A 23,027-nucleotide genomic window follows, 5' to 3' on the forward strand; every position below is an offset into this window, starting at 1 on the left:
GCTGATGCCCGGACAACAGATGCCGCGCGCGGTCTGTTCCGCGCCCGGGTGCGGTCAGGAGACCGCGAGGCCGGAGATCTCGATCTTGTTCGCGCCGTCCGGGGTCTGGGACAGCGAGGTGAACCACAGCACGATGCTCTGGGTCTCGGTCGGCTGCGCCAGGGTGAGCACGGTCTGCGGGCTGGCCAGCGCGCCGCCGGCGAGGACGTCGCCCGCGGTCGGGTTCGCGGCGTCGGTGGCCCGGACCTCGACGTTGCCGCCGGTGCCCGTGCCGTCGATCGTGATGGTGCTGACGGTCGCCGGGGCCTGGAGCGTGATGACGAGGCCGACCGCGTCCTTGAAGCCCGCGAAGTCCGCACGGTTGTAGGTGTGCGTGTACCAGGTGGTCGCGGGGTCGCCGTCGGTGATCCTGCCGACCAGCTCCTCGTGCTCGCCGTCGCCGTCGGAGGGGTCGATCGAGTTCACCCCGACGACCACAGGCGGCGCGGTCGCCGGTGCGGGCTCGGCCGCGCCGTCGTCCGCGCCGTCGGCGGGCGCCTCGGCCGGCGGCGCGGTGGCGGTGACCGCGGGCGTGCTCTGCGCGGTGCCGTCGTCCGAGCGGAACGGCTTGAACACGTTGCCGACCGCGATGACCACCCCGATCACGACGGCGATCGCGACCGCGCCGAGCACCCACCGGGTCGGGTCGAACCGCTGGCGGCCGGGCCTGTCGCCGGGCTGCTCCGCGGAGAAGGGCAGGTCCCAGTCGGGGCGGTCCGGGCCGCCGCCGTCGGTGCCGGGGGCGGCGGCGACGACCGCCGGAGCGGCGGGCGCCTCGTCGCGGGGTGCCGGTTCGGCGACCTGCGTGCCGGTGGCCGGGGTCGTCGCGGTGCCCGCGGGTGTCGCACGCCCGAGTGCGGACGTGGAGCGGCGCACCGGGGACGGCGCCGGGGTGGGCGGCTCGACGGCGCGCGGGGTCGCGTCGGGCGTCACCGAGGTGATGCCCGCGACGGCGAGGTCGGCGGGGCGGGTCTCGTCCGGCGCGGCGGGAGGCGTCGCGGGCTCGGCGGCGGCGCCGGACCGGGCGGGCGGGATCGCAGGGGGCGCCCCGGCGTCCGCCGGGGCCGAGGTCCCGGACGACGGCACCTCGGGTGTCGGGCGGGTGGGGGTCCGACCGGTCCCCGCAGCCGGCGAGAACGACGCGGACGTGGGGATCGCGGGCGGGGGCGTGCCGGGGCGGCGGGTGCCGGGGCCCTGGGGCCCGCCGAAGGCGGACCGCACGGACTGGCGGGCGACACCGGCCGCTGCCGCACCGCCGGCCGCGGCGGCAGCGGCTCCGGCGGCTCCCGCGGGGCCGGCGGGGTCGGACGGCGTGGTCGTCGGCTCCGGGCTGGTGCCGGTCGTGTCGTCGCTCATCGGGCTGCTTCCCGTCGGAGGTGCGGTGGTCGTGCCGGTGGTCCCCGGGGCGGGGTCGTCCGGGCGTGCGCCCGGGTCGGGGAGGGCGGGCCAGCGGCCCGCGTCGGCGGCGCGGAAGATCTCGTCGGCGCGGACCGCGCGCCAGGGCTCGAGCTCGCGCACGAGCTCGGCAGGGCTGTGCGGCCCGTCTTCGTGCGGGCCCAGGGTCACGGCGCACAGCGTGTCGAGGTCAGCGGGCACGGAGGCGAGCAGGTCGACGGGCGGCAGGGGTGCGCCGTCGTGCTCGGGCGCGTCCGGGAGGTCGGCGCTCAGTCGCCCCGCGCCGTCACCGGCTGCGGGCCCCGCGGACCGGGCCGCGGACCACTCCTCGAAGCTGCGCAGCGGCGCCGGTCCGCTGCCGGACGGCGTCGCGGGCCACCGCCCCGTGAGCGCGGCGTACAGCACCCGCACCAGGCCGACGGTGTCCGCGCGGCTCATGGCGTGCGCGCCGCCGGTCGCGGCACCGATGAGCTCGCCGTCGACGGCCAGACCCTCGAGCACCACACGACCGTCGGCGGTGACGATGACGGACCCGGGTCGCAGCGCGAGGTGGTGGACACCGCGACGCCGGGCGGCCTCGAGCGCGCCGGCGGCCTCCCCGACGACTGCGCGGGCCTGGTCGGCGCCGAGCGGCGCGCGGCCCGCGAGGTCCGCGAGCGTGCGTCCCTCGACGGCGGCGCTGACGACGTAGCCGGTGCCGTCGGCCTGACCGACGTCGAGGATCCGGGCGAGGCGCGGGTCCACGACGAGCGCGGCACGGCGGGCCGCGTCGAGCACCGCGGAGGTCCGGTCACCCGTGACGAGCGTGACCGTGACGGGTCGGGCCAGGATCTGGTCGGTCGCGGACCACCGCTGGGCGCCGGGCAGGGCGGCGGCACGGGGCTCGTCCAGGCGGTAGCGGCCGGCGACGACGGCGCCCGGGCGGCCGGTGGACGTACCGGACCGGTCGACGGGCGTGGGGTCGCCGGGGCGGGACTGCACCACGTGGTCCTCCGTCCGGTCGTCGGGGCGGCCCGGGGGCCGCCGTGCTGTGCGCGGAGCCGGGCCCGCCGTGGGCCAGGGGCTCCCCGTCATGCTAGACGGGACGCGGCCCCGCGGGTCCGTCGACGCCCGTGCCTGGGGACGACGAGCGGCGCGTCGCGGGTCAGCGGCGGCGCACCCGACGCAGCAGCGGGGAGACCAGGCTGCGCAGCTCGGGGGTCCGCAGCAGCGCGAGCACGCCGACGTACACCACGGTCATCACGACCGCCCCGAGCACGCACGCGACGATCCCGTCCCGCACGTCCTGCACCGGGCCGAGCGCCGCCAGCAGCCCGAGACCCGCTGCGGCGGCGAGCACCGCACCGGCGGCGGCCTTGAGGTGCAGCCCCAGGACGCGGCGACCGTCCACGCGCCCGAGCCGCCGGCGCACCGCCACCAGCGCCACCGCGGCCCCGACCAGGTAGGACAGCGCCATCGAGGCGCACGCGGCGGCGACCCAGTACTGCTGGTCCAGCAGCACGCGGCCGAGCTCGGTGCCACCGACGACGAGCGCGGCCATCAGCACCTGCACGGGCACCATCCCGCGGGCGTCCTCGTACGCGTAGTAGACCCGCTGGCACAGCGACCAGATGCCGAACGGGACCAGCCCGAGCACCAGCACCACCACCGCGGTGGCGAGCGCCTGCACGCCCGTGTCCCGCTCGTCCCAGAACATCACGCGGCTCAGGGGGTAGGCCAGCACGGCGAGCCCCGTGGTCGCGAGCACGGTGAACACCCCCACGGTCCGCAGCCCGAGCGACAGGTCCCCGCGGACCCCGGCGGTGTCGCCCGCCGCGGCACGTCCCGACAGGCGGGTGAACAGGGCCGTGGCGAGGGACACCGTGACCAGCGAGTGCGGGAGCATGAAGATCAGGAACGCCCGGTCGTACACGCCGTTGCCCGCGACGCCGGCGTCCGTCACCGAGCTCGCGACCACGCTGATCCGCCACACCCCGACCTGCCCGATCAGCAGCCCGAGGAACGTCCAGGTCGCGACCCGGCCCGCGCTGCCGAGACCCGAGCCGCGCAGGCCCCAGCGCGGGCGGTACCGGAACCCGCTGCGGTACAGCGGGACCAGCAGCACGAGCGCCTGCACCACGATCCCGAGCGTCGCCGTCCCGCCCAGCGCGGCGCTCTGGGCGGCGCTCCAGCCACCGACGGGGCTCGACTCGTCGACCCGGCCGTGGACCTGGACGAGCACGACCAGGCCCGTGATGAACACGATGTTGTTCACGACCGGGGCCCACATGTACGGGCCGAACGAGCCGCGGGCGTTCAGCACCTGACCCAGCAGCGAGTACAGGCCGTAGAAGAACACCTGCGGCACGCACCAGTACGCCAGCGTCGTCGCGATGGCGGTCACCCGGGGGTCCGCGAAGTCCGAGTACAGCAGCACGAGCAGCGGCGCCGCCGCCGTCAGCACGACGGCGAGACCCCCGAGCAGCACGACGCCGACCGTGAGCAGCCGGTCCACGTACTGCTGCCCGTCGGCGCGCCGGTAGGCCCGCACCACCTGCGGCACGAGGACGGCGTTGAGCACGCCGCCGGCGATCAGCAGGTACAGCGTGTTCGGGAAGCTTGTTCGCGACCGAGAACGCGTTCGCGAAGGCGCCGGTGCCGCCGATGGCCCAGGCGAGCAGCATCGTGTTCAGCACGCCCAGCGCCCGCGAGGCGGCAGTGCCCGACGCCATGATCAGCGACGACCGGCGCAGGCCCGAGGCAGCCGGGGGGACGGCAGCCGGGTCGGTGCCGCCGCCGGCGGTGGTCCCCGCGGCGGTGCCGTCCGGGTCGGCGGCGTCCGCGGGGGTGGCGGGGGTGCTCATCAGGTGTCCAGTCGTCCGGGAGGGTCGGTGGGGTGCGCGGCGCCGTCCGTCTCGGCGGCGTCGGGGGCGACCTTCGCGCCGCGCCGCGACGTCTGGCCGCGGCGGACGGTGCGCCAGATGCCGAACGCCAGGGTGAGGGCGAGCAGCGCGCCGACGACGACCGCGCCCACGCTCTCGATGGTCGGCGCCACCCGGGCGGAGAACTGCACCTCGTCCGCGAGCACCCGTCCCTGCTCGGAGACCAGGCTCACGTCCACGGTGACGTCGCAGTTCGCGCTGGCACGCAGCGTGAGGAGCACGGTGGTGTCGGAGCCCGCCGCGACCGTGGTCAGCCCGGAGCGCGCGGTGTCGAGGCAGCCCTTCTGCGGGCGCAGCTCGACGCGGACGCGCGCGTCCTGGTCCAGCTCGTTGCGGACGGCGACGCTGATCTGCGCGGAGCTGGAGATGACGGTGAACTGCTCGTTGAGCAGCACGGACAGCCCGGACTGCCGTCGCGTGGCCTGCGCGAGGGCGCCGTTCACCGCGGTGGTGCGGCCGTCGGGGTCCAGCCGCCAGGCGACGCCGAGCGGCGCCACGAGGTCCGCGTCGAGCCCCGCGAGCAGCGCGTCCGGGTCGTCGACCACCGCGGCGAACTCGCCTGCCGCACGCCAGCCGGCCGCGAGGGCGTCGACCCAGGCCGGCGTGAGCTCGGCCTCGGACCGCTGCGACGCGGGCAGGTCGGCCCGCTCGGCCCCGTCGCCGGCGGCGTCCCCGGCCCGGTGGGCGTCGAGGATCCCCGCGACGGAGGTGGTCTCCACCCAGGGCGCGGCGTCGAGCGCGACGAGCTGCGCCCGGGAGATCGCGGTCGGCGCCCAGTCGCGGGGCAGCGCGGCGAGCAGGTACGTGTCGGCCGCGTCGTCCGAGCGCGCGAGCACGGCGGTGTCCGCGAGCACGCGCTGCGCGGCGGTCGCGGCGGTCACGCCGGGCTGCACCGCCGCGGGGTCGGCCAGCAGGTCGCTCAGCGGCTCGTCGGGCACCAGGGCGGTCACCGCGCCCGCCGCGGTGCTCACCGTCGACGGCGCGCTCGGTGCCTGGGAGTCGTCGGCGGGGAGGCTGTCGGGACCGACGACCAGCGGCACACCCGGGGCGGTCGCGGCGGCGCGGGCGGCGGTCGCGGCGTCGGTGACCGGGTCCGCGGACCAGAGCAGCGGGTCGGCGTCGGCGAGCAGCGTGCCGGCGGTCTGCCCGCCCCGGACGCCGAGCGCGACGTCCAGCAGGTCGGCGCCGGGCTCGGGCGCGCCGGCGTGCGCGACGGCGGCCAGGTCCGTGTCCGCCCACGGGAGCCGGAGCAGCTCCCGGCCGTCCGCGGCGCCCGTCAGGGCGGTGAGCCACGACTGGGCACCGCGCTCGCCGTCGGCGGCCTGGTCGACCACCGCGGGGTCGACGGCCCAGCTCACGAACGGCAGGTCGGCGGTGGCCTGCAGCAGACGCCCGAGACGCCCGCCCGAGGCGGTGAGCGCCGCGAGCGCGTCGTCGGACGCGGAGTCCTCGGCCTGCTCGGTCGGCTCCTCGGTCGCCGCGGGGCCCGGGGTGCCGCCCGGCGCCTGGGTGGCGCCGGCGGTGGGAGTGCCCGTCGGCGACCCGTCGGGGGCGGTCGTGTCCGCGGGGTCCTCGTCCGGCACGGCCGCGGGACCGACGACGGGCGCGAGGACGCCGACGTGCGTCTGCGGCACCTCCTGCGCCGACCCCCAGAGCAGGAACGTGCGGTCGACGCCGACGCGGGTGCGCCCGTCGCCGACGTCGAGGGTCAGGCCGCGCGGGCCCCAGGCGTCGTCGTTGCGCAGCAGCCGGATGTCGTCCGCGGGCACGACGACCTGGACGGTCGCGGTCGCGCCGGGGGCGAGCGGCTGGTCGAGCACGGTCGTCGCCGCCACGTCGCCGATCGGGCTGGTGGTGCCGGCCTCGGCCCAGGCGGCGACCTCGTCGCGGGACGTCATGCGGTACCGGTAGATGCGCACCGACGCGCGGGGTGCCTCGACGACGCGCTCGCCGTCGTTCCGCAGCGTCGCGGTGACCGTGAGGTCCTGACCCGGCTGGACCACCTGCGGGGAGACCTGGGTGACGGCCACGCTCACCGGCAGGGACGACGTCGACGGGGCCGCAGGGGTCGTGACCGAGGCGGGAGCGTCCGCGACCACGGTCGCGGGTGGGCTCGAGGCGAGGGCCGGCGCACCCGTCAGCGCGAGCAGGCACGCCGCGACCGCCGCTGCCGCTGCCGCCCGTCCGCGCGCCACCGTGCCGCGCAGCCTCATGCCTCGCCGACGAGGACGACGTGCGCGGACTCGGCCAGGCGCCGCTCGTTCGGGTACGCCAGCCGGCCCGGGAGGTCGAGCACCGGGACCCACGCCACGTCCTCCGCCTCGCCGTCCGGGTCGTCCTCGACGGTGAGCTCGCCGCCCACGGCCCCGAGCAGGAAGTGGTGCACCATCTTGTGCACACGCCGGTCGTCGCCCGTGAACCAGTAGTCGATGACCCCGAGGCGTCGGACGATGCGCCCCACGATCCCGGTCTCCTCCGCGATCTCGCGGACCGCGGCCTGCTCCGGCGTCTCGTCGCCCTCGAGGTGGCCCTTCGGCAGGCACCACTCGAGCCGGCCCGCCCGGTTCCGCCGCGCGATCACGGCCGCGACGTGCACACCCGAGTCGATCCGGACCACCAGGCCGCCGGCCGAGGTCTCCTCGACGACGGGCAGGTGCGGCTGCCGCGGACGCGACGACCGGGGGTCGATCCGCAGCGCGTGCCCGCCCGGGGGCGCGGGGACACCTGCCGGTGGCAGGGCACGCGCGGGCTCAGGCATGCAGGCCACTGTAACGACTCCGCCCTGCCCAGCGGCCCGGACGGGGGTGCGGGCCCGGGGGAGGACCCGTGCGCGCGCTCCTCCCGACGCGGTGGATCTGGCAGGCTTGGGCGCCGTGCCGTCCGACGACCTGACCCCCGCCCCCGCCCCCGGAGCCCCCCAGGGTGCGCCGTCCGACGGCCCCGCGGGCGACGTCGACACGGAGGCCCTGGTCGCGCTGCAGAAGCGCGCCCTCGGCGTGATCGCCGGGCTCGCCCCCGCGGCCCTCGAGCTCGGCGACCTGTTCGCCCGCGCCGGCCACGAGCTCGCCCTGGTGGGTGGCCCCGTGCGGGACGCGTTCCTCGGGCGGGTGTCCGCGGACCTCGACTTCACCACCTCCGCGACCCCCGACGAGAGCGAGCGGATCCTCGCCGCCTGGGGTGACGCGCACTGGGACATCGGCCGTGCGTTCGGGACGATCGGCGCCCGGCGGCACGCGCGCCGCGGCTCCGAGGACGTCGTCGTCGAGGTCACGACGTACCGCACCGACGCGTACGACCCGACCTCCCGCAAGCCCGAGGTCGCGTTCGGCGACTCCCTCGAGGGCGACCTGTCCCGCCGGGACTTCACCGTGAACTCGATGGCGATCCGGCTGCCGGGCCTGACGTTCGTCGACCCGTTCGACGGGCTCCGGGACCTCGCGCGCGGGGTGCTGCGCACGCCGGTCGACCCGCGGCAGTCGTTCGACGACGACCCGCTGCGGATGATGCGGGCGGCCCGGTTCGCCGCGCAGCTGGGCTTCCGGGTGGACGACGCGGCGCTCGCGGCGGCGACCGACATGGCGGAGCGGATCTCGATCGTGTCCGCCGAGCGGGTGCGGGACGAGCTGGTGAAGCTGCTGCTGTCCCCGCAGCCGCGGCCCGGCCTGCGGGTCCTGGTCGACACCGGGCTCGCGGAGCACGTGCTGCCCGAGCTGCCGGCGCTGCGCCTGGAGATCGACGAGCACCACCGGCACAAGGACGTCTACGAGCACTCCCTCACCGTGCTGGACAAGGCGATCGCCCTGGAGACCGGGCCGGACGGGGCCGTGCCGGGGCCGGACCTGGTGCTGCGGCTCGCGGCGCTGCTGCACGACATCGGCAAGCCGGCGACGCGCCGGTTCGAGTCGGGCGGCGGCGTGAGCTTCCACCACCACGAGGTCGTGGGCGCGAAGATGGTCGGCCGCCGGCTCAGGGCGCTGCACCTCGACAAGGCCACCGTGCAGGCGGTCGCACGCCTCGCCGAGCTGCACCTGCGGTTCCACGGCTACGGCGAGGGCGCGTGGACGGACTCGGCGGTGCGCCGCTACGTCACCGACGCCGGCCCGCTGCTCGAGCGGCTGCACCGGCTGACCCGGTCGGACTGCACCACCCGCAACCAGCGCAAGGCCCGACGGCTGTCCGAGGCGTACGACGACCTCGAGACCCGGATCGCCGAGCTCCGGGAGCAGGAGGAGCTGGCGTCCATCCGTCCGGACCTGGACGGCACGCAGATCATGGAGATCCTGGGCATCGGCCCGGGTCGCGAGGTCGGCGCGGCGTACAAGCACCTGCTGGAAGCTCCGGATGGAGCACGGCCCGATGAGCCCGGACGAGGCCCGCGCGGCGCTGCTCGCCTGGTGGGCGGACCAGCCGCACCCGTAGGGGGCCGCCGCTCGCGCGCCGGCCCGCCCGCGCCGCCGAGACAGGACCTCCGCGGCGAGACAGGACCTCCGGGCGCCCTGTCTCGGCGCGGAGGCCCTATCTCGGCGCTGCCGACGGGGACGGGGACGGGAAGAGGGTCGGCGTCGGGGTCGTCGGGCGGGTGCGGTAGACCAGCGCCGCCGCGAGGTACGCGACCGCGATCGCCGCGAACACCCCGCGCGACCACCCGGTGTCCGGCAGCGCCACGGCGGCCAGCGCGGCCGCGCCCACGAACGCCGCGTTGTACAGGACGTCGTACAGCGCGAACGCCCGGCCGCGGAACCGGTCGTCGGTGTCCCGCTGCACGATCGTGTCGACGGCGATCTTCGCGCCCTGCGCCGCCAGGCCCAGCACCAGCGACCCGGCGAGCACCGCCGGGAGCGCCACGGTCAGCACCAGCAGCAGCTGCGTCGCGGCGGCCACCAGCAGGCACACGACGATCCACCGGTGCGGCCCGAGGACGGGCGCCACCAGCGGCGTGACCACGATCGCCAGGGCGAACCCGACGCCCGTGAACGCCGCGACCGTGCTGAACATCAGCAGCCCCGCGCGCGGGTCGGCCGGGTCGGACAGCAGGTTGCGGGAGATCAGCAGGCTCGCGATGAACACCGCCCCGTACAGGAACCGGTGCACCGCCATGACGCCGAGCGCGCGGCCGGGGGTGCCGCGCCGCACGAGGTAGCGGGCGCCGTCGACGAGGCCGTGCGCGAGCGTCGACAGCGCGCGGCGGACCTCGGCGGTGCCCACCAGCGCGTCCGGCCCGAGCCGGTCGCGGCCGAGCCGGGTCGCGACGACCGCGGCGGTGCTCATCAGGGCGGCGGCCACGACCAGGGCGGCGGCGTCCTTCGGCCGACCGTCGGGGAGCACCAGCCCGAGCAGCAGCCCGACGCCGGCGCCGATCCCGGCGGAGACGGTGCCGAGCGTCGGCGTGATCGAGTTGGCCGTCAGCAGCAGCGGCCCGTCCACGACGCGCGGCAGCGACGCCGACAGCGCCGACAGCAGGAACCGGTTGACCGACAGCGTCACCAGCGCCAGGACGTAGACCAGCGGGCCGACACCCGCCGTCGCCATCGTCAGCGCCACGACCAGCGTGAGCCCGGTGCGCACGAGGTTGCCGACCAGCAGCACCTGCCGGCGCCGCCACCGGTCCAGCAGCACACCCGCCCACGGCCCGACGACCGTGAACGGCAGCAGCAGCACCGCGAACGCGGCGGCGACCCCGGTGGCGGTGGTGGCGTTCTCGGGCGAGAAGAAGAACAGCGTCGCCAGCCCGGCCTGGAACAGCCCGTCGGAGCACTGGCTCACCAGGCGGACCGTCAGCAGCCGCCGGAAGTCCACGAGGGGCCAGAGCTGCTTCAGATCCGCGACCACCTGCACCGGGACAGGCTAGCCGGGACCGCCACCTAGACTCGGCGGACCCCCGGAACCGAGGAGACGCATGACCACCGACCCCCAGGACGCCGCCCCGCTGCCGGCGGGCTGGCACCTGATCCCGCCGGAGGCGCTCGGCACCGCGGGCATCGCGTTCGCCGCCGCGCACGAGACCCCGGACGCCGGCTTCACCGCCAACGTCACCGTGGGCGTGCAGCGCTCCGACGACCCGGGTCTCGCGGTCGAGCTGGGCGCGGAGGCCCTCCGCGCGATCGAGGCGACCGAGCAGGACGTCGCGCTCGCGCGCCGCGAGCAGTCCGGCGACCTCGCGGTCGCGCAGGAGGTGCACTTCACCACGACCGTCGACGGCGTCGCGGTGCCGATGACCCAGGTCCAGGAGTTCGTCGCCGTCCCCGGCGCGGACGGCGGGCCCGTGACCGTCTGGACCGTGTCCGCCACCACGACGCGGGCGCAGGCCGAGGTGCTCGCGGACGGGCTGGCGGAGCTGCTCGGCGCGCTCCGGTCCGAGATCGCCGGCGCCTGATCCGATCGGGGACTTCTGGTCCGCAGGGTTCCCCTGACCACGGTGGTCGGCACGGTCGTTGCTAGCCTCGCCGGACCGATGAGCAGGGGGTGCACGTGGCGGGCGGATCGATCGACGTCGACCCGGACGAGCTGGACGGGGCGAGCGTCGTCGTCGGCGGGTCGTCGACAGCCACGGGGAGACCGAGCTCGCCATCGGCGCGGCCGACTACGGCCACGACGGCCTGAAGGCGGCCGCTGCCACGTTCGGCACGCAGACCGGACTCGCCGTCGGTCAGCTCACGACCACGCTCGACGTCCTCGCGGTCGAGCTCTCCACCCAGGCCGAGGCGTACCGCGCCGCGGACGCGCGGGCGGATGGCACGTTCACCGGGCTCGGGTCGAGCCTGCTGCCGACGCCCAGCCCGTCGCCCAGCCCGTCGCCCGGCCCGGCGCCGACCCCGTCCGGCTCGCGCTGATGGCCGCGCTCGGCAGCACCAGCGACCCGAAGGCGCTCGTACCCGGCGACCCCGACGCGGTCCGCGCCGAGGCCGAGCTGGTACGCACGCTGGCGTCTCCGGGACCCTGCTCAAGATCGACCCGGAGACCGGCGAGCGCAAGATCGGCCTCGTCACCGCCGACGGCTCGGCCCGGAGGGTCAGCTGGTGCTCAAGAGCGCGTTCACGGCGACCAGCAGGCAGGCGCCGTCGCTGCTGCCGGCGTTCCAGCAGTTCGTCGCGAGCCTGCAGGTGGTGGCGGAGGACTGACGGGGCTCAGCCGATGTTGCCCGTGACCGAGCCCCAGATCGCGAGACCGACAACCACGGGCAGCCCGACCCCCGCCAGGACGGCGAAGAACACGCCCACCTTGGCCGGCGTGTTCCATCGCTCGGACCACCCCAGTGCCTTCGCAGGCTCGCGGATCATCCGCTGCCCCTGCGAGGCGTCGAACACGTAGTCGACGACCACGTCCGGCTTCTTGGTCTCGGCGTCGACGCCGATCGTCTTCTCGAACGAGTACTCGAACATCACGCGGCCGGTGGTCCGGCGCCGCTCGCCGGAGGCGACGAGGCGGGGCACCCGCCCGCCCTGGACGTCCGCGACGGCGTCCCACCGGACGTCGTAGAGGTCGTCGAGGACCACGTACTTCATCCGCGGCTCGTCGAGCGTGACCCGGTGCTGCACCACGCGCTTGCGGCCGGCCGTGCCGAGCAGGCCGTACCAGCGGGCGTCCGCCAGCTCGATCCGCAGGTCGAACCCGTCCGGGGTCTCGACCATCTGGTACGGGGTGCCGGCGACACGCTCGGCGACCGATCGGCGCAGCGCCTCCGCCGCAGGTCCGCCGCTCATGCGCCCGCGCCCTCGTCCATGACGTCGTCGTCGACCTGGATGCCGAGCGACACGTCGTCCCCGTCCACCGCGGTGGCGGTGACGGTCAGCCCGATCGAGGACCCGCCGGAGGTGAGGACGCACCGGACCTCGGCGCCCTCCTTCGCCTCGAGCGCGTCGGGACAGTCGACCGCGTCGGGCTCCTGACCGACCTGCTCGGCGAGACGGGCGCCGACCTGCTGCTCGAGGTCGTCGGGCGCGACGGCGGCCGACCCGACCGAGACGGAGCAGGCACCGACCGAGAGCACGAGCAGCGCGGCAGCTGCCCCCAGGACTTCCGCATGCGCGGATCCTGCCTCAGCGGCCGGCGTGCCGGGCGCCGCCGCAGGCGGTCGGGCGCCGTCGAGCCGCTCACGCCCCGGCGCGCATCGCGAAGAAGACGATCAGGGCGACGGCCAGCACCGCACCCGAGCCCCCGGCAATGCCACCGATGAGCGCGGCCCGCCGGTCGGGACTGCGCTGCTGGGTGGTCTCGGCCTGCGGGAAGCTCGGGGAGGGAGTCGTCGTCACGCCTTCTATCGTCGCAGGCCGGACGCACCGAGGCCCCGGCGACCGGGTGGGTCGTCGGGGCCTCGGTCAGGAAGCGGAGATCAGCGCTGGATCTCGTGGTCGCGCCGATCCTGCGCTCCGCTACGGGCGGGCCGCTCGCTGCGCTCGCGCCCCACCCTCCGCTGCACTCCGGATCAGCGCTCGATCTCGCCGCGGATGAACTTCTCCACGAGCTTCCCGGCCGTGCTGGTCCTCGTGCTGGACCGGCGGGGACTTCATGAAGTAGGTCGACGCCGACAGGATCGGGCCGCCGGTGCCCCGGTCGAGCGCGATCTTCGCGGCGCGGACGGCGTCGATGATGATGCCGGCCGAGTTGGGGGAGTCCCAGACCTCGAGCTTGTACTCGAGGTTCAGGGGCACCTCGCCGAACGCGCGACCCTCGAGGCGGACGTACGCCCACTTGCGGTCGTCGAGCCAGGCGACGTAGTCCGACGGGCCGATGTGGACGTTGCGGTCGGCCTTCTTGCCGGCCAGCGGGCCGTCCTCGATGTTCGAGGTGACGGCCTGGGTCTTCGAGAAGCTTCTTGGACTCGAGGCGGTCGCGCTCGAGCATGTTCTTGAAGTCCATGTTGCCGCCGACGTTCAGCTGGTACGTGCGGTCCAGCACGACGCCGCGGTCCTCGAACAGGCGGGCGAGCACGCGGTGCGTGATGGTCGCGCCGACCTGCGACTTGATGTCGTCGCCGACGATCGGGACGCCGGCGGCCTCGAACTTCGCGGCCCACTCGGGGTCGGACGCGATGAACACGGGCAGGGCGTTGACGAACGCGACGCCCGCGTCGATGGCGGCCTGGGCGTAGAACTTGTCGGCCTCCTCGGAGCCCACCGGGAGGTAGGACACGAGGACGTCGACCTTGGCGTCCTTGAGGGCCTGGACCACGTCGACCGGCTCGGCGTCGGACTGCTCGATGGTCTCGGCGTAGTACTTGCCGATGCCGTCGAGGGTCGGGCCGCGCTGGACGGTCACGCCGAGCGGCGGGACGTCGGCGATCTTGATGGTGTTGTTCTCGGACGCCACGATGGCCTCGGAGAGGTCGAAGCCGACCTTCTTCGCGTCGACGTCGAACGCCGCCACGAACTCGAGGTCGCGGACGTGGTAGTCCCCGAACTGGACGTGCATCAGGCCGGGCACCTTGGTGCTCGGGTCGGCATCGGCGTAGAACTGCACGCCCTGGACCAGCGACGAGGCGCAGTTGCCGACACCGGCGATCGCGACGCGGATGGAGGTCATCCTCGCTCCTTCTCAGAGGGTTGTGCCGCGACGATGGAGTCATCCTCGACAGCTTCTGTGCGGGCGTCGGTCGGCTGACCGGCGTCCTGGGGACGGGCGCTGCGTGCGCTGCGCTCGTGGTCGATGAGGTCGTCGAGCCAGCGGACCTCGCGCTCGACCTGCTCGAGCCCGTGACGCTGGAGCTCGAGGGTGTACTCGTCCATGCGGACCCGGGTCCGGCTGACGGACTCGGTGATCATCTCGACGCGCTCGGCCATGCGGGTGCGCCGGCCCTCGAGGATCCGCAGGCGGGTCTCGCGGTCGGTCTGGCCGAAGAACGCGAACCGGAACCCGAAGGTCTCGTCCTCCCACGCGGCCGGGCCGGAGGACGCCAGCACGTGCTGGAACTGCTCCTTGCCGTCGGCCGTGAGCTGGTAGACGATCCGGGCGCGCTTGCCGGCGAGGCCGTGCGCGGGGGCGTCGTGCGGGTCGGACCCGATGATGAGACCGCGGGCGACGAGCGACTTGAGGCACGGGTACAGCGACCCGTACGACAGGGCGCGGAACGACCCGAGCAGGAGGTTGAGCCGCTTGCGCAGCTCGTACCCGTGCATCGGGGAGTCGTGCAGCAGACCGAGGATGGCCGACTCGAGCACGTCGGAACGTCCGCGCACGCTGGCCTCCCTCGGTCGTCGTGGAACCTCGATGTATCGAACTGATACATCGAGGAGGTTAGGGCGAACCGGGCGATCCGGGCAACACCTGGTTCCGGACCGGCGCGTCGCGGCCGGGAGGGCCTCGTGGCGATCACGTGAAAGTCCACGGTCGGGGGCCTCGCGGCAGCGGCAGGACGAGGTGCCTCGCGCATACTGATCCGGGCTCGGTCGGCGCACGCCGCACCCGACGCCGCAGGGAGCCCGGAGGCAGTCCAGAGGAAGGCAGTGCGTTGGCAGGCTCGACCCGACGGTCCACGGGACCCGCCCCGCGCGGCGCAGCGCCCCGCGACGGCGGTCGTCGCCGGTTCTTCGACTACCCCCGGCGCGGGTACACCGGACTGCACCGCTGGCTGCCCTCCTGGCGGTTCGTGGTGGGCAGCTTCCTCGCGCTCGTGTTCCTGTGCCTCGGCGTCGGGGTCGCCGCGTACGCCCTGACGGACGTGCCGGACCCGGACAGCTTCGCCGAGCAGCAGGCGTCGACCGTGACGTTCTCCGACGGGTCCCCGCTGGGCACCTTCCCCGGACCCGACCGCACGATCGTCGACTACGAGACGCTGCCGGCGTTCATCGGCCAGGCCGTCGTCTCCGCCGAGGACCGGACCTTCTTCGAGAACCAGGGCGTGTCGATCACCGGCATGGGCCGCGCGCTGCTGAACAACCTGCGCGGCGGCGACACCCAGGGCGGCTCGACGCTGACGCAGCAGTACGTCGAGCGGTTCTACGTGGGCGAGACCACCACGAGCTACGTCGGCAAGGCCAAGGAGACGCTGCTCGCCATCAAGATCGGGCAGACCGAGACCAAGGAGCAGATCCTCGGTCGCTACCTCAACACCATCTACTTCGGCCGGGACGCGTACGGCATCGAGGCCGCCTCCCAGGCCTACTTCGGCCGGCCCGCCGCCCAGCTCACCGTGTCCGAGGCCGCTGTCCTCGCCGGCCTCATCCCGTCGCCCAACAACTGGGACCCCGCGGTCAGCCCGGAGAAGTCCCAGCAGCGGTGGGCCTACGTGCTCGACGGCATGGTCCGCGACGGCTACCTCACGCAGGCCGACCGGGACGCCCTGGTGTTCCCCACGGACACGCTGGTCGCGTACTCGCGGAGCGACACCTACGGGGGCACCAACGGCTACCTGCTCCAGTACGTGAAGCAGGAGCTCACCGCGACCGGCTCGATCACCGAGGAGATGCTCGGCACCGCGGGCCTCACCATCACCACCACGATCGACCCCACCGTCCAGAACGAGGCGGTCGCGGCGGTCGGCCGGCTGCGGACCGGTCAGCTGTCCGACGGCGCGACGCCCGACCCGGCCCTGAAGGTCGGGGTCGTGTCCGTCGACCCCGCCAACGGCGGCATCGTCTCCCTCTACGGCGGCGAGGACTTCCTCGTCGACCAGATCGACCGCGTCAGCCGCGACCGGATCCAGGCGGGCTCCACCTTCAAGCCCTTCACGCTGATCGCCGGGCTCGAGAACGGCGTCCCGCTGACCAAGAGGTACGACGGGCGGTCCCCGCAGGACTTCCCCGGCTGGGACAACGTCCGGAACTTCGGCGGCACCGACTACGGGCGGATCGACCTGGTCAAGGCCACGGAGCAGTCCGTGAACACCGTCTACGCGCAGCTCAACCTCGAGGTCGGGCCCGAGAAGACGGTCGACGTGGCGTCCCGGGCCGGCATCACGACGCCGGTGGAGTCCGTGCCGTCGAACGTGCTCGGCAGCGCCACCGTCCGACCGCTCGACATGGCGTCGGCGTACGCGACGATCGCCGCCCAGGGCGTCTACCACAAGCCGTTCATGGTCCGGCAGGCCGTCTACCCCGACGGTGCCGTCGCGTACACCGGCGAGACCGCCCCGACCCAGGTGTTCGACGCCGCGGTCATGGCCGACACGACCTACGCCATGACCCAGGTGGTCGAGGAGGGCTCGGGCGAGCGGTACGTCAAGCCGCTGGGCCGCGAGATCGCGGGCAAGACCGGCACGTCCACCGACAACAAGTCCGCGTGGTTCGTCGGCTTCACCCCGCAGATCGCGACCGCCGTCGCGTTCAGCCAGGTGGGCGAGAACGGCAAGGACCAGGTGACCATCACCCCCTGGGGCCGTGGCGTGGAGGAGATCACGGGCTCGACCTGGCCCGCGGCGCTCTGGGCGTCCTACATGGGACCGGTGTTCACGCTGCCCGCCTACGTCGACGAGGTCGCGTTCCCGCCGCGGGCGAACGTGAACAAGGCGGTCGAGCCCACGCAGGCGCCGACCACCCAGGCCCCCGTCGAGACGACCCCGCCCGCGCCCGAGCAGCCGACCACGGTGGCCGTGCCGTCGGGGGTGGAGGGCTCGCTCGTGGGCGACGCCCAGGCAGCGATCACGAACGCGGGCCTCGTGCCGGCCGTGACGGAGGAGTACAACGCGCTCCCGTCGGGCACCGTGATCGCGGTGAGCCCGGGCGCGGGGTCGCAGGTCGCGCCCGGCTCGACGGTGACGCTCCGCGTGTCCCGCGGGCCGCAGCCGCAGCAGCCGGCGCCGACGCAGAGCCCGGCGCCGCCCGCGCAGGGCCAAGGCCAGGGCCAGGGCCAGGGCCAGGGCAACGCCGGCGCGCCCGGCGCCAACGGCTGAGCCGCGGTCATCCGGCACCGCCCGGGCACGCTAGACTGACACGCTGCTGTGCCCGTCCGGGTCGCCGATCGACTCCGGCCGCGGGAGCAGCGACGCACGAGACACCCTCCTGCCACGGAACGACCGTGGCCGCCGAGACCAGAGGAGGTGGGTATGAGCCTGCGTCAGTACGAGATCATGATCATCCTCGACCCCGACATCGAGGAGCGCACCGTCGCTCCCTCGCTCGACAAGTACCTGTCGGTCATCAAGACCGACGGTGGCAGCGTCGACAAGGTGGACATCTGGGGCCGTCGCCGCCTGGCGTACGACATCCAGAAGAAGTCCGAGGGCATCTACGCCGTCGTGGACTTCTCCTCGACGTCGGACACCGCCAAGGAGCTGGACCGTCAGCTGGGCCTGAACGAGGCCGTCCTCCGCACGAAGGTCCTCCGCCAGGACGCCTGAGTGTCGGAACGCGCGCGTACCGTGCGACGACCACCACCCCCTGTGACGAGAACGAGGAGCTGGCATGGCTGGTGACACCACCATCACGGTGATCGGGAACCTGACCGCCGACCCGGAGCTGCGGTTCACGCCGTCCGGTGCCGCGGTCGCGAACTTCACCGTGGCGTCCACGCCGCGCACGTTCGACCGCCAGAGCAACGAGTGGAAGGACGGCGACACGCTGTTCCTCCGCTGCTCGATCTGGCGGGAGGCGGCCGAGAACGTCGCGGAGTCCCTGACCAAGGGCACGCGCGTGATCGTGAGCGGCCGGCTCGTCCAGCGGTCCTACGAGACCCGCGAGGGTGAGAAGCGGACCGTCTACGAGCTGCAGGTCGACGAGGTCGGCCCGTCGCTCCGTTACGCCTCGGCCAAGGTCACCCGGACCCAGCGGTCCGGTGGTGGCGGTGGTGGTGGCTTCAACGGTGGCGGCGGCGGTGGCGGCGGCTTCAACCAGGGCGGTGGCGGCGGGTTCAACGGCGGCGGTGGCGGCCAGGCGCAGGACGACCCGTGGGCGACGCCCGCGGGTGGTGCCGGTGCCGGTGGCTACTCCGACGAGCCCCCGTTCTGATCCACCCGGTCTGAGCACCGCCGGCCGCACCGGTCGGCACCACCACGGGCGCGCGCCCGCACAGCACATCCCATCCCGGGGCATGGCAACGCCCCGGGCTCCAGCCTGAGACAAGGAGCACCACGATGGCCAAGGCCGTTGTCCGGAAGCCCAAGAAGAAGCAGAACCCGCTCAAGGCGGCGAAGATCGAGTCGGTCGACTACAAGGACACCGCCCTGCTGCGGAAGTTCATCTCCGACCGCGGGAAGATCCGCGCCCGTCGCGTGACCGGCGTGACCGTCCAGGAGCAGCGCGCGATCGCGCGGGCCGTGAAGAACGCCCGCGAGATGGCCCTGCTGCCGTACTCGTCGTCGGCGCGCTGAGAAGGAGCACACACATGGCCAAGCTCATCCTGACCCACGAGGTCACGGGTCTCGGCGCTCCTGGCGACGTCATCGACGTCAAGGACGGGTACGCCCGTAACTACCTGGTTCCCCGTGGTCTCGCGACCGCGTGGAGCAAGGGAGCCGAGAAGGAGGTCACGGCGATCCGCCGTGCCCGCAAGGTCCGCGAGATCGAGACCCTCGAGGAGGCGCGCGCCGTGCGTGACTCTCTCCAGGGCAACCCGGTCACCGTGTCCGCCAAGTCCGGCGACTCGGGCCGCCTGTTCGGTGCCATCACCACCGCCGAGATCGCGGACGCGGTCAAGGCGGCCGGTGGCCCGTCGATCGACCGCCGCAAGATCGAGGTCGCCCAGCCGATCAAGGCGACCGGCGAGTACGAGGTGCAGGTCCGCCTGCACGCCGAGGTCTCCGCGAAGCTGACCGTCAAGGTCGTCGCGGCCTGATCCGACGCACCACGAACGCCCCGCCCCGGTCCTCCGGGTGCGGGGCGTTCGTCGTCCCGTAGCGTGGCGTGATGGCCGAGACCCCTGACGAGCCGGAGCCCGCCCGCGACCGCGGAGGCTACCGGTCGGTGTTCCTGCCCATCGGGATCACCTTCTTCGTCCTCGGCCTCATCGGCCTCGCCTCGCAGTCGATGCGTCCCTCGGGGTTCGCGTTCCTGCCGATCGGGATCACGTTCCTGATCCTCGGCCTCATCACGCGCGACGACGAGGCGGACGACGACGACGTCCCCGAGCCCGCCGGCCCGGACGTCACGCCCCGGTGACCATCCACCGGTCGCCACGGGCGCGCCAGCCCGTGGTCGCCGCGCGCGCGAGCATGAACACCCCGGCGAACGCCGCCCACAGCCACGCCAGCCCGGCCCAGCCGTCGGGCGCCCAGGCCCGTACCGCGAGGGCGACCGGCAGGTAGGCCACCAGCGTCAGCATCCCGGCTCCGGCGAGGAACCGGCCGTCCCCGGCGCCGATCAGCACGCCGTCGAGGACGAACACCCACCCGGCCATCGGCATCAGCACCGCCGCGACCACCAGGCTCACCGTGACGGCGTGCCGGACGTCCGGGTCGGACGTGAACGCCGCCGACAGCCACCAGCCCGCGGCCCCCGTGACGACGCCGAGCACCGCTCCCGCGCCGACGCCCCAGGCGAGCGTGCGGCGCAGCAGGGCCCGGACCAGGGGCACGTCCCCGGCGCCGAGGGCGTGCCCCACCAGCGCCTGCGCCGCGATCGCGAGCGCGTCCAGGGCGAACGCGACGAACCCCCACACCGCGTTGACCACCTGGTGCCCCGCCAGCGCGACCGGGCCGAGGCCGGTGGCCACCCACACGGTCAGCAGGATCGCGGCCCGCAGCGACAGCGTGCGCAGCAGCAGCGGCGTCCCGGCGCGGATGCCGGCGACGACGCCGCCGACCGCCGGGGCCAGCGACGCGCCGGCGGCTCGCGCACCGCGGACCACCACCGCCACGAGGACGGCGCCCATGCCGAGCTGCGTCGCCGCCGTGCCGAGTCCCGAGCCCGCGATGCCCAGGCCCGCGCCGTGCACCAGGACGACGTTGAGCACCGCGTTCACGGCCGCCCCGGCCCCGGCGACCACGAGCGGCGTCCGGGTGTCCCGGAGGCCCCGCAGCGCGCCCGTGGCGGCGAGCACGAGCAGCATCCCGGGCAGGCCCGGGGCGGAGGCGCGCAGGTAGGTCGTCGCCTGGTCGGCGACGGCCCCGGTCGCGCCGAGCGCCCCGACGGCCCAGGGCGCGACGAGCAGGGTGACCGCGGCCAGCAGCACCCCGAGCCCGGCGGCCAGCCACAGTCCGTCCACCCCCATCTGGAGGGCGCCGGCCCGGTCGCCCGCACCGGAGCGCCGCGCGACGGCGGCCGTGGTCGCGTAGGCGAGGAACACGCACAACCCGACGACCGTCACGAGCAGCGTCGACGCGAGCGACAGGCCGGCCAGCTCGGTGGTCCCCAGGCGGCCGACGACCGCGGAGTCCACGAGCACGAACAGCGGCTCCGCGACGAGCGCGCCGAGCGCCGGGACGGCGAGCCCGAGGATCTGGCGGTCGACGGTGGACGGGATCTGTCCGAGGCGTGACATCCGGGCCAACTTCTTTCCTGTCCACACCGGTTGACGGTGTTCGTGCGGGTGAGAGGGCCGTGATGACGCGGTTGTCCGGCTTCATCCACACCTGTGTCCACGACCTGTGGACAAACCCCCGGTGCGGTCCACAGCCTTCCACAACGTCGTCCCCAGCCCCTGTGGACGTCTCGCTTGATGGGAGTCCGGGACGGGCCTACTCTCGCGTCGCGCGGGAAGCCCTCCGGGGGTCGGCGTGTCGGATGCCGGTGCTACACCTGGTGGCGGCGGTGGAGGCAGGACGACGAGGGCGGGCGAGCACGTGACGATCGAGGACCTGGAGTACGGGGCACCGGCGGGCCAGGGCCGGGCGGCGTTCGACCGCACCCCGCCGCAGGACCTGGACGCCGAGCAGAGCGTGCTCGGCGGCATGATGATCTCGAAGGACGCCATCGCCGACGTCGTCGAGGAGATCCGCGGCAGCGACTTCTACCGCCCCGCGCACGAGGCCGTCTACGACGCGATCCTCGACCTGTACGGCCGCGGCGAGCCCGCCGACGCCGTCACCGTCGCCGACGAGCTCACCAAGCGCGGCGAGATCGGCCGCGTCGGCGGCGTCCCGTACCTGCACACCCTCATCTCGATGGTGCCGACCGCCGCGAACGCCGGGTACTACGCCCGCATCGTGCGCGAGCGCGCCGTCCTGCGGCGGCTCGTCGAGGCCGGCACCCGCATCGTGCAGCTCGGCTACGCGACCGACGGCGGCGACGTCGAGGAGATCGTCAACAACGCCCAGGCCGAGGTCTACGCCGTCTCCGACCGGCGCACCACCGAGGACTACCACCGGCTCGGGGAGGTCGTCGCCGGCACCCTCGACGAGATCGAGTCCGCCGGGCACCGCGGCGAGGGCATGGTGGGCGTGCCCACCGGGTTCGCCGACCTCGACCGGCTGACCAACGGACTGCACCCCGGTCAGATGATCGTCATCGCGGCGCGGCCGGCAATCGGAAAATCCACTTTGGCTTTGGATTTTGCACGCGCGGCTTCTATCAAGCACGGACAGGCATCGGTGGTTTTCTCGCTCGAGATGAGCCGGTCCGAGATCACCATGCGACTGCTCTCCGCCGAGGCCCGCGTGCCCCTGCAGAAGATGCGCAACGGCTCGATGGGCGACGAGGACTGGCAGAAGCTCGCGCAGATCCAGGGCAAGCTCACCGAGGCGCCGCTCTTCATCGACGACTCGCCGAACATGTCCCTCATGGAGATCCGCGCGAAGTGCCGGCGGCTCAAGCAGAAGCACGACCTCAAGCTCGTCATCATCGACTACCTGCAGCTGATGTCCTCGGGCAAGCGCGTCGAGTCCCGTCAGCAGGAGGTCTCCGAGTTCTCCCGTGCGCTCAAGCTCCTCGCCAAGGAGCTCGAGGTCCCCGTGATCGCCCTGTCCCAGCTGAACCGTGGCCCCGAGCAGCGCACCGACAAGAAGCCCGCGATGAGCGACCTGCGTGAGTCCGGGTCCATCGAGCAGGACGCCGACATGGTCGTGCTGCTGCACCGCGAGGACGCGTACGAGCGGGAGTCGCCCCGAGCGGGCGAGGCCGACCTGATCGTGGCCAAGCACCGTAACGGGCCGACGGACGTCATCACCGTGGCGTTCCAGGGGCACTACTCGCGGTTCGTGGACATGCAGGCCTGAGGTCGGCTGTTGCCGCGGGTCGTCGAGATCGGGAGTCGACGGTGTACGTGCAGATGACGCGCGACGAGGCGGAGCGCAGGTTCGCCGAGTGGGTGGGGGCTGAGGACGACCGCCGCGCCATGCTCCACGCGCGGGTCGCTGCCACGGGCGGCCCGGTCCTGGCGCCGACGCTCGACAGCCTGCGTCCGCTGAACGTCTGGTACCACGCGCGAGCCGTGGAGGCGCAGGAGGACCCGTCGCCGGGTCGTCCGCCGTGGGCGCCGCCGCCGAACCCGGACTTCGTGCCCCGGCCCGGGGGACCGCGCCCGGCGAGCGACGCCGTCATGCGGCTGTGGGACCTCGTCACCGTCCACGTCGCCGACGTCCTGCGCGCGCAGCTACCCGGTTCGACGTGGATCTGCTTCCGCAACGGCGACCGGCGCGACGACCGCAACGGCAAGCCGATGCTGGACATCGGCTGGCCCGACAACCCGGTGGACGTCATCGTGCTCGCGCACGGCAGCGTCCCGGCGGCGGTGAGCAGCGGACGACCGTTCGTGCCCGACGACCTGCACGACAAGGTCGTGCGGACCCTCGCGCAGTTCGAGGCGTATCGGAGCGCCCGTGGCTGAGGAGCTCGTCCTCGCCGCGGGCCACCCGGACGACTTCCTCGT

Annotated in this window: 19 protein-coding genes and 2 pseudogenes; 10 read left to right on the top strand and 11 right to left on the bottom strand. The window is 74.2% G+C overall.

From position 1 onward, the window contains the following. Positions 1-54 precede the first annotated feature (54 nt). The 4 genes from AC1VL8_RS05150 to AC1VL8_RS05165 all read right to left on the bottom strand — a co-directional run bounded on the left by AC1VL8_RS05150 (position 55) and on the right by AC1VL8_RS05165 (position 7,113). The gene (locus tag AC1VL8_RS05150; protein WP_483074407.1) at positions 55-2,418 is read right to left on the bottom strand and encodes a protein kinase family protein; all 2,364 of its coding nucleotides are present in this window, start codon (positions 2,416-2,418) and stop codon (positions 55-57) included. Between the two features lie 160 nt (positions 2,419-2,578). After that, positions 2,579-3,994: a murein biosynthesis integral membrane protein MurJ gene (murJ, locus tag AC1VL8_RS05155; protein WP_483074408.1), complete on the bottom strand. Its 1,416-nt coding sequence runs from the start codon at positions 3,992-3,994 to the stop codon at positions 2,579-2,581. A 282-nt stretch (positions 3,995-4,276) separates the two neighbouring features. Then, positions 4,277-6,568 (bottom strand): DUF6049 family protein, encoded by a 2,292-nt coding sequence (locus AC1VL8_RS05160; RefSeq protein ID WP_483074409.1) that lies wholly within the window; start codon positions 6,566-6,568, stop codon positions 4,277-4,279. Further along, positions 6,565-7,113, bottom strand: a complete 549-nt coding sequence (locus AC1VL8_RS05165) for an NUDIX hydrolase (protein ID WP_389234781.1) — start codon at positions 7,111-7,113, stop codon at positions 6,565-6,567. Before AC1VL8_RS05165 ends, AC1VL8_RS05160 begins: the two co-directional genes overlap by 4 nt. Before the next feature lie 208 nt (positions 7,114-7,321). Between AC1VL8_RS05165 and AC1VL8_RS05170 the strand changes: the two are divergent. Further along, positions 7,322-8,774: pseudogene (locus tag AC1VL8_RS05170) on the top strand (CCA tRNA nucleotidyltransferase). A 96-nt stretch (positions 8,775-8,870) separates the two neighbouring features. Here AC1VL8_RS05170 and AC1VL8_RS05175 read toward each other — a convergent pair. Then, on the bottom strand, positions 8,871-10,190 hold the full coding sequence (locus tag AC1VL8_RS05175) for an MFS transporter (RefSeq protein ID WP_483074410.1): 1,320 nt from the start codon (positions 10,188-10,190) through the stop codon (positions 8,871-8,873). A gap of 61 nt (positions 10,191-10,251) precedes the next feature. Between AC1VL8_RS05175 and AC1VL8_RS05180 the strand changes: the two genes are divergently transcribed. After that, positions 10,252-10,728 carry a hypothetical protein gene (locus tag AC1VL8_RS05180; protein WP_483074411.1) on the top strand — a complete coding sequence of 159 codons (477 nt, stop codon included), beginning with the start codon at positions 10,252-10,254 and terminating at the stop codon, positions 10,726-10,728. Between the two features lie 751 nt (positions 10,729-11,479). Here the strand turns inward: AC1VL8_RS05180 and AC1VL8_RS05185 are convergent. The 5 genes and pseudogenes from AC1VL8_RS05185 to AC1VL8_RS05205 form a co-directional block, all read right to left on the bottom strand. Then, entirely contained in the window at positions 11,480-12,055 is a 576-nt protein-coding gene (locus AC1VL8_RS05185) for a hypothetical protein (protein WP_483074412.1), read from the bottom strand. After that, complete coding sequence (locus AC1VL8_RS05190) at positions 12,052-12,342, bottom strand: DUF4333 domain-containing protein (RefSeq protein WP_483074413.1); 291 nt, start codon at positions 12,340-12,342, stop codon at positions 12,052-12,054. The genes AC1VL8_RS05185 and AC1VL8_RS05190 overlap by 4 nt, the downstream gene beginning before the upstream one ends. Before the next feature lie 103 nt (positions 12,343-12,445). Beyond that, positions 12,446-12,604 carry a hypothetical protein gene (locus AC1VL8_RS05195; protein ID WP_483074414.1) on the bottom strand — a complete coding sequence of 53 codons (159 nt, stop codon included), beginning with the start codon at positions 12,602-12,604 and terminating at the stop codon, positions 12,446-12,448. A gap of 173 nt (positions 12,605-12,777) precedes the next feature. Next, a pseudogene (locus AC1VL8_RS05200) lies at positions 12,778-13,874 on the bottom strand (inositol-3-phosphate synthase). Beyond that, the gene (locus AC1VL8_RS05205; RefSeq protein ID WP_389234808.1) at positions 13,871-14,527 is read right to left on the bottom strand and encodes a PadR family transcriptional regulator; all 657 of its coding nucleotides are present in this window, start codon (positions 14,525-14,527) and stop codon (positions 13,871-13,873) included. The pseudogene AC1VL8_RS05200 and the gene AC1VL8_RS05205 overlap by 4 nt, the downstream one beginning before the upstream one ends. A 272-nt stretch (positions 14,528-14,799) precedes the next feature. On the opposite strand from AC1VL8_RS05205, the gene AC1VL8_RS05210 reads away from it, so the two are divergent. The 6 genes from AC1VL8_RS05210 to AC1VL8_RS05235 all read left to right on the top strand — a co-directional run bounded on the left by AC1VL8_RS05210 (position 14,800) and on the right by AC1VL8_RS05235 (position 19,381). Further along, on the top strand, positions 14,800-17,178 hold the full coding sequence (locus tag AC1VL8_RS05210) for a transglycosylase domain-containing protein (protein ID WP_483074415.1): 2,379 nt from the start codon (positions 14,800-14,802) through the stop codon (positions 17,176-17,178). A gap of 153 nt (positions 17,179-17,331) precedes the next feature. Next, on the top strand, positions 17,332-17,625 hold the full coding sequence (gene rpsF / locus AC1VL8_RS05215) for a 30S ribosomal protein S6 (RefSeq protein WP_389234814.1): 294 nt from the start codon (positions 17,332-17,334) through the stop codon (positions 17,623-17,625). Between the two features lie 64 nt (positions 17,626-17,689). Then, positions 17,690-18,232 (top strand): single-stranded DNA-binding protein, encoded by a 543-nt coding sequence (locus AC1VL8_RS05220; protein WP_483074416.1) that lies wholly within the window; start codon positions 17,690-17,692, stop codon positions 18,230-18,232. Positions 18,233-18,357: 125 nt separating this feature from the next. After that, positions 18,358-18,594 (top strand): 30S ribosomal protein S18, encoded by a 237-nt coding sequence (rpsR, locus tag AC1VL8_RS05225; protein WP_122149621.1) that lies wholly within the window; start codon positions 18,358-18,360, stop codon positions 18,592-18,594. Positions 18,595-18,608: 14 nt separating this feature from the next. After that, on the top strand, positions 18,609-19,058 hold the full coding sequence (rplI, locus tag AC1VL8_RS05230; protein WP_389234821.1) for a 50S ribosomal protein L9: 450 nt from the start codon (positions 18,609-18,611) through the stop codon (positions 19,056-19,058). Between the two features lie 71 nt (positions 19,059-19,129). Further along, complete coding sequence (locus AC1VL8_RS05235; protein ID WP_483074417.1) at positions 19,130-19,381, top strand: hypothetical protein; 252 nt, start codon at positions 19,130-19,132, stop codon at positions 19,379-19,381. On the opposite strand, the gene AC1VL8_RS05240 is transcribed toward AC1VL8_RS05235, so the two are convergent. Further along, positions 19,368-20,702, bottom strand: a complete 1,335-nt coding sequence (locus AC1VL8_RS05240; protein WP_483074418.1) for an MATE family efflux transporter — start codon at positions 20,700-20,702, stop codon at positions 19,368-19,370. The genes AC1VL8_RS05235 and AC1VL8_RS05240 overlap by 14 nt on opposite strands. 301 nt (positions 20,703-21,003) lie before the next feature. Here AC1VL8_RS05240 and dnaB point away from each other — a divergent pair, with 301 nt between their 5' ends. Next, entirely contained in the window at positions 21,004-22,374 is a 1,371-nt protein-coding gene (dnaB, locus tag AC1VL8_RS05245; protein ID WP_389234830.1) for a replicative DNA helicase, read from the top strand. Between the two features lie 53 nt (positions 22,375-22,427). Then, the gene (locus AC1VL8_RS05250; RefSeq protein ID WP_483074419.1) at positions 22,428-22,985 is read left to right on the top strand and encodes a hypothetical protein; all 558 of its coding nucleotides are present in this window, start codon (positions 22,428-22,430) and stop codon (positions 22,983-22,985) included. The last annotated feature ends 42 nt before the right edge of the window (positions 22,986-23,027 follow it).

The organism is Cellulomonas sp. KU4C (assembly GCF_056868065.1).

Excerpts from the sequence above, each read along its gene's own strand:
- AC1VL8_RS05160 (WP_483074409.1), bottom strand. The coding sequence starts at position 6,568 with ATGAGGCTGCGCGGCACGGTGGCGCGCGGACGGGCGGCAGCGGCAGCG.
- AC1VL8_RS05165 (WP_389234781.1), bottom strand. The coding sequence starts at position 7,113 with ATGCCTGAGCCCGCGCGTGCCCTGCCACCGGCAGGTGTCCCCGCGCCC.
- AC1VL8_RS05180 (WP_483074411.1), top strand. The coding sequence starts at position 10,252 with ATGACCACCGACCCCCAGGACGCCGCCCCGCTGCCGGCGGGCTGGCAC.
- AC1VL8_RS05185 (WP_483074412.1), bottom strand. The coding sequence starts at position 12,055 with ATGAGCGGCGGACCTGCGGCGGAGGCGCTGCGCCGATCGGTCGCCGAG.
- rpsF (WP_389234814.1), top strand. The coding sequence starts at position 17,332 with ATGAGCCTGCGTCAGTACGAGATCATGATCATCCTCGACCCCGACATC.
- AC1VL8_RS05220 (WP_483074416.1), top strand. The coding sequence starts at position 17,690 with ATGGCTGGTGACACCACCATCACGGTGATCGGGAACCTGACCGCCGAC.
- rpsR (WP_122149621.1), top strand. The coding sequence starts at position 18,358 with ATGGCCAAGGCCGTTGTCCGGAAGCCCAAGAAGAAGCAGAACCCGCTC.
- rplI (WP_389234821.1), top strand. The coding sequence starts at position 18,609 with ATGGCCAAGCTCATCCTGACCCACGAGGTCACGGGTCTCGGCGCTCCT.
- AC1VL8_RS05235 (WP_483074417.1), top strand. The coding sequence starts at position 19,130 with ATGGCCGAGACCCCTGACGAGCCGGAGCCCGCCCGCGACCGCGGAGGC.
- AC1VL8_RS05240 (WP_483074418.1), bottom strand. The coding sequence starts at position 20,702 with ATGTCACGCCTCGGACAGATCCCGTCCACCGTCGACCGCCAGATCCTC.
- AC1VL8_RS05250 (WP_483074419.1), top strand. The coding sequence starts at position 22,428 with ATGACGCGCGACGAGGCGGAGCGCAGGTTCGCCGAGTGGGTGGGGGCT.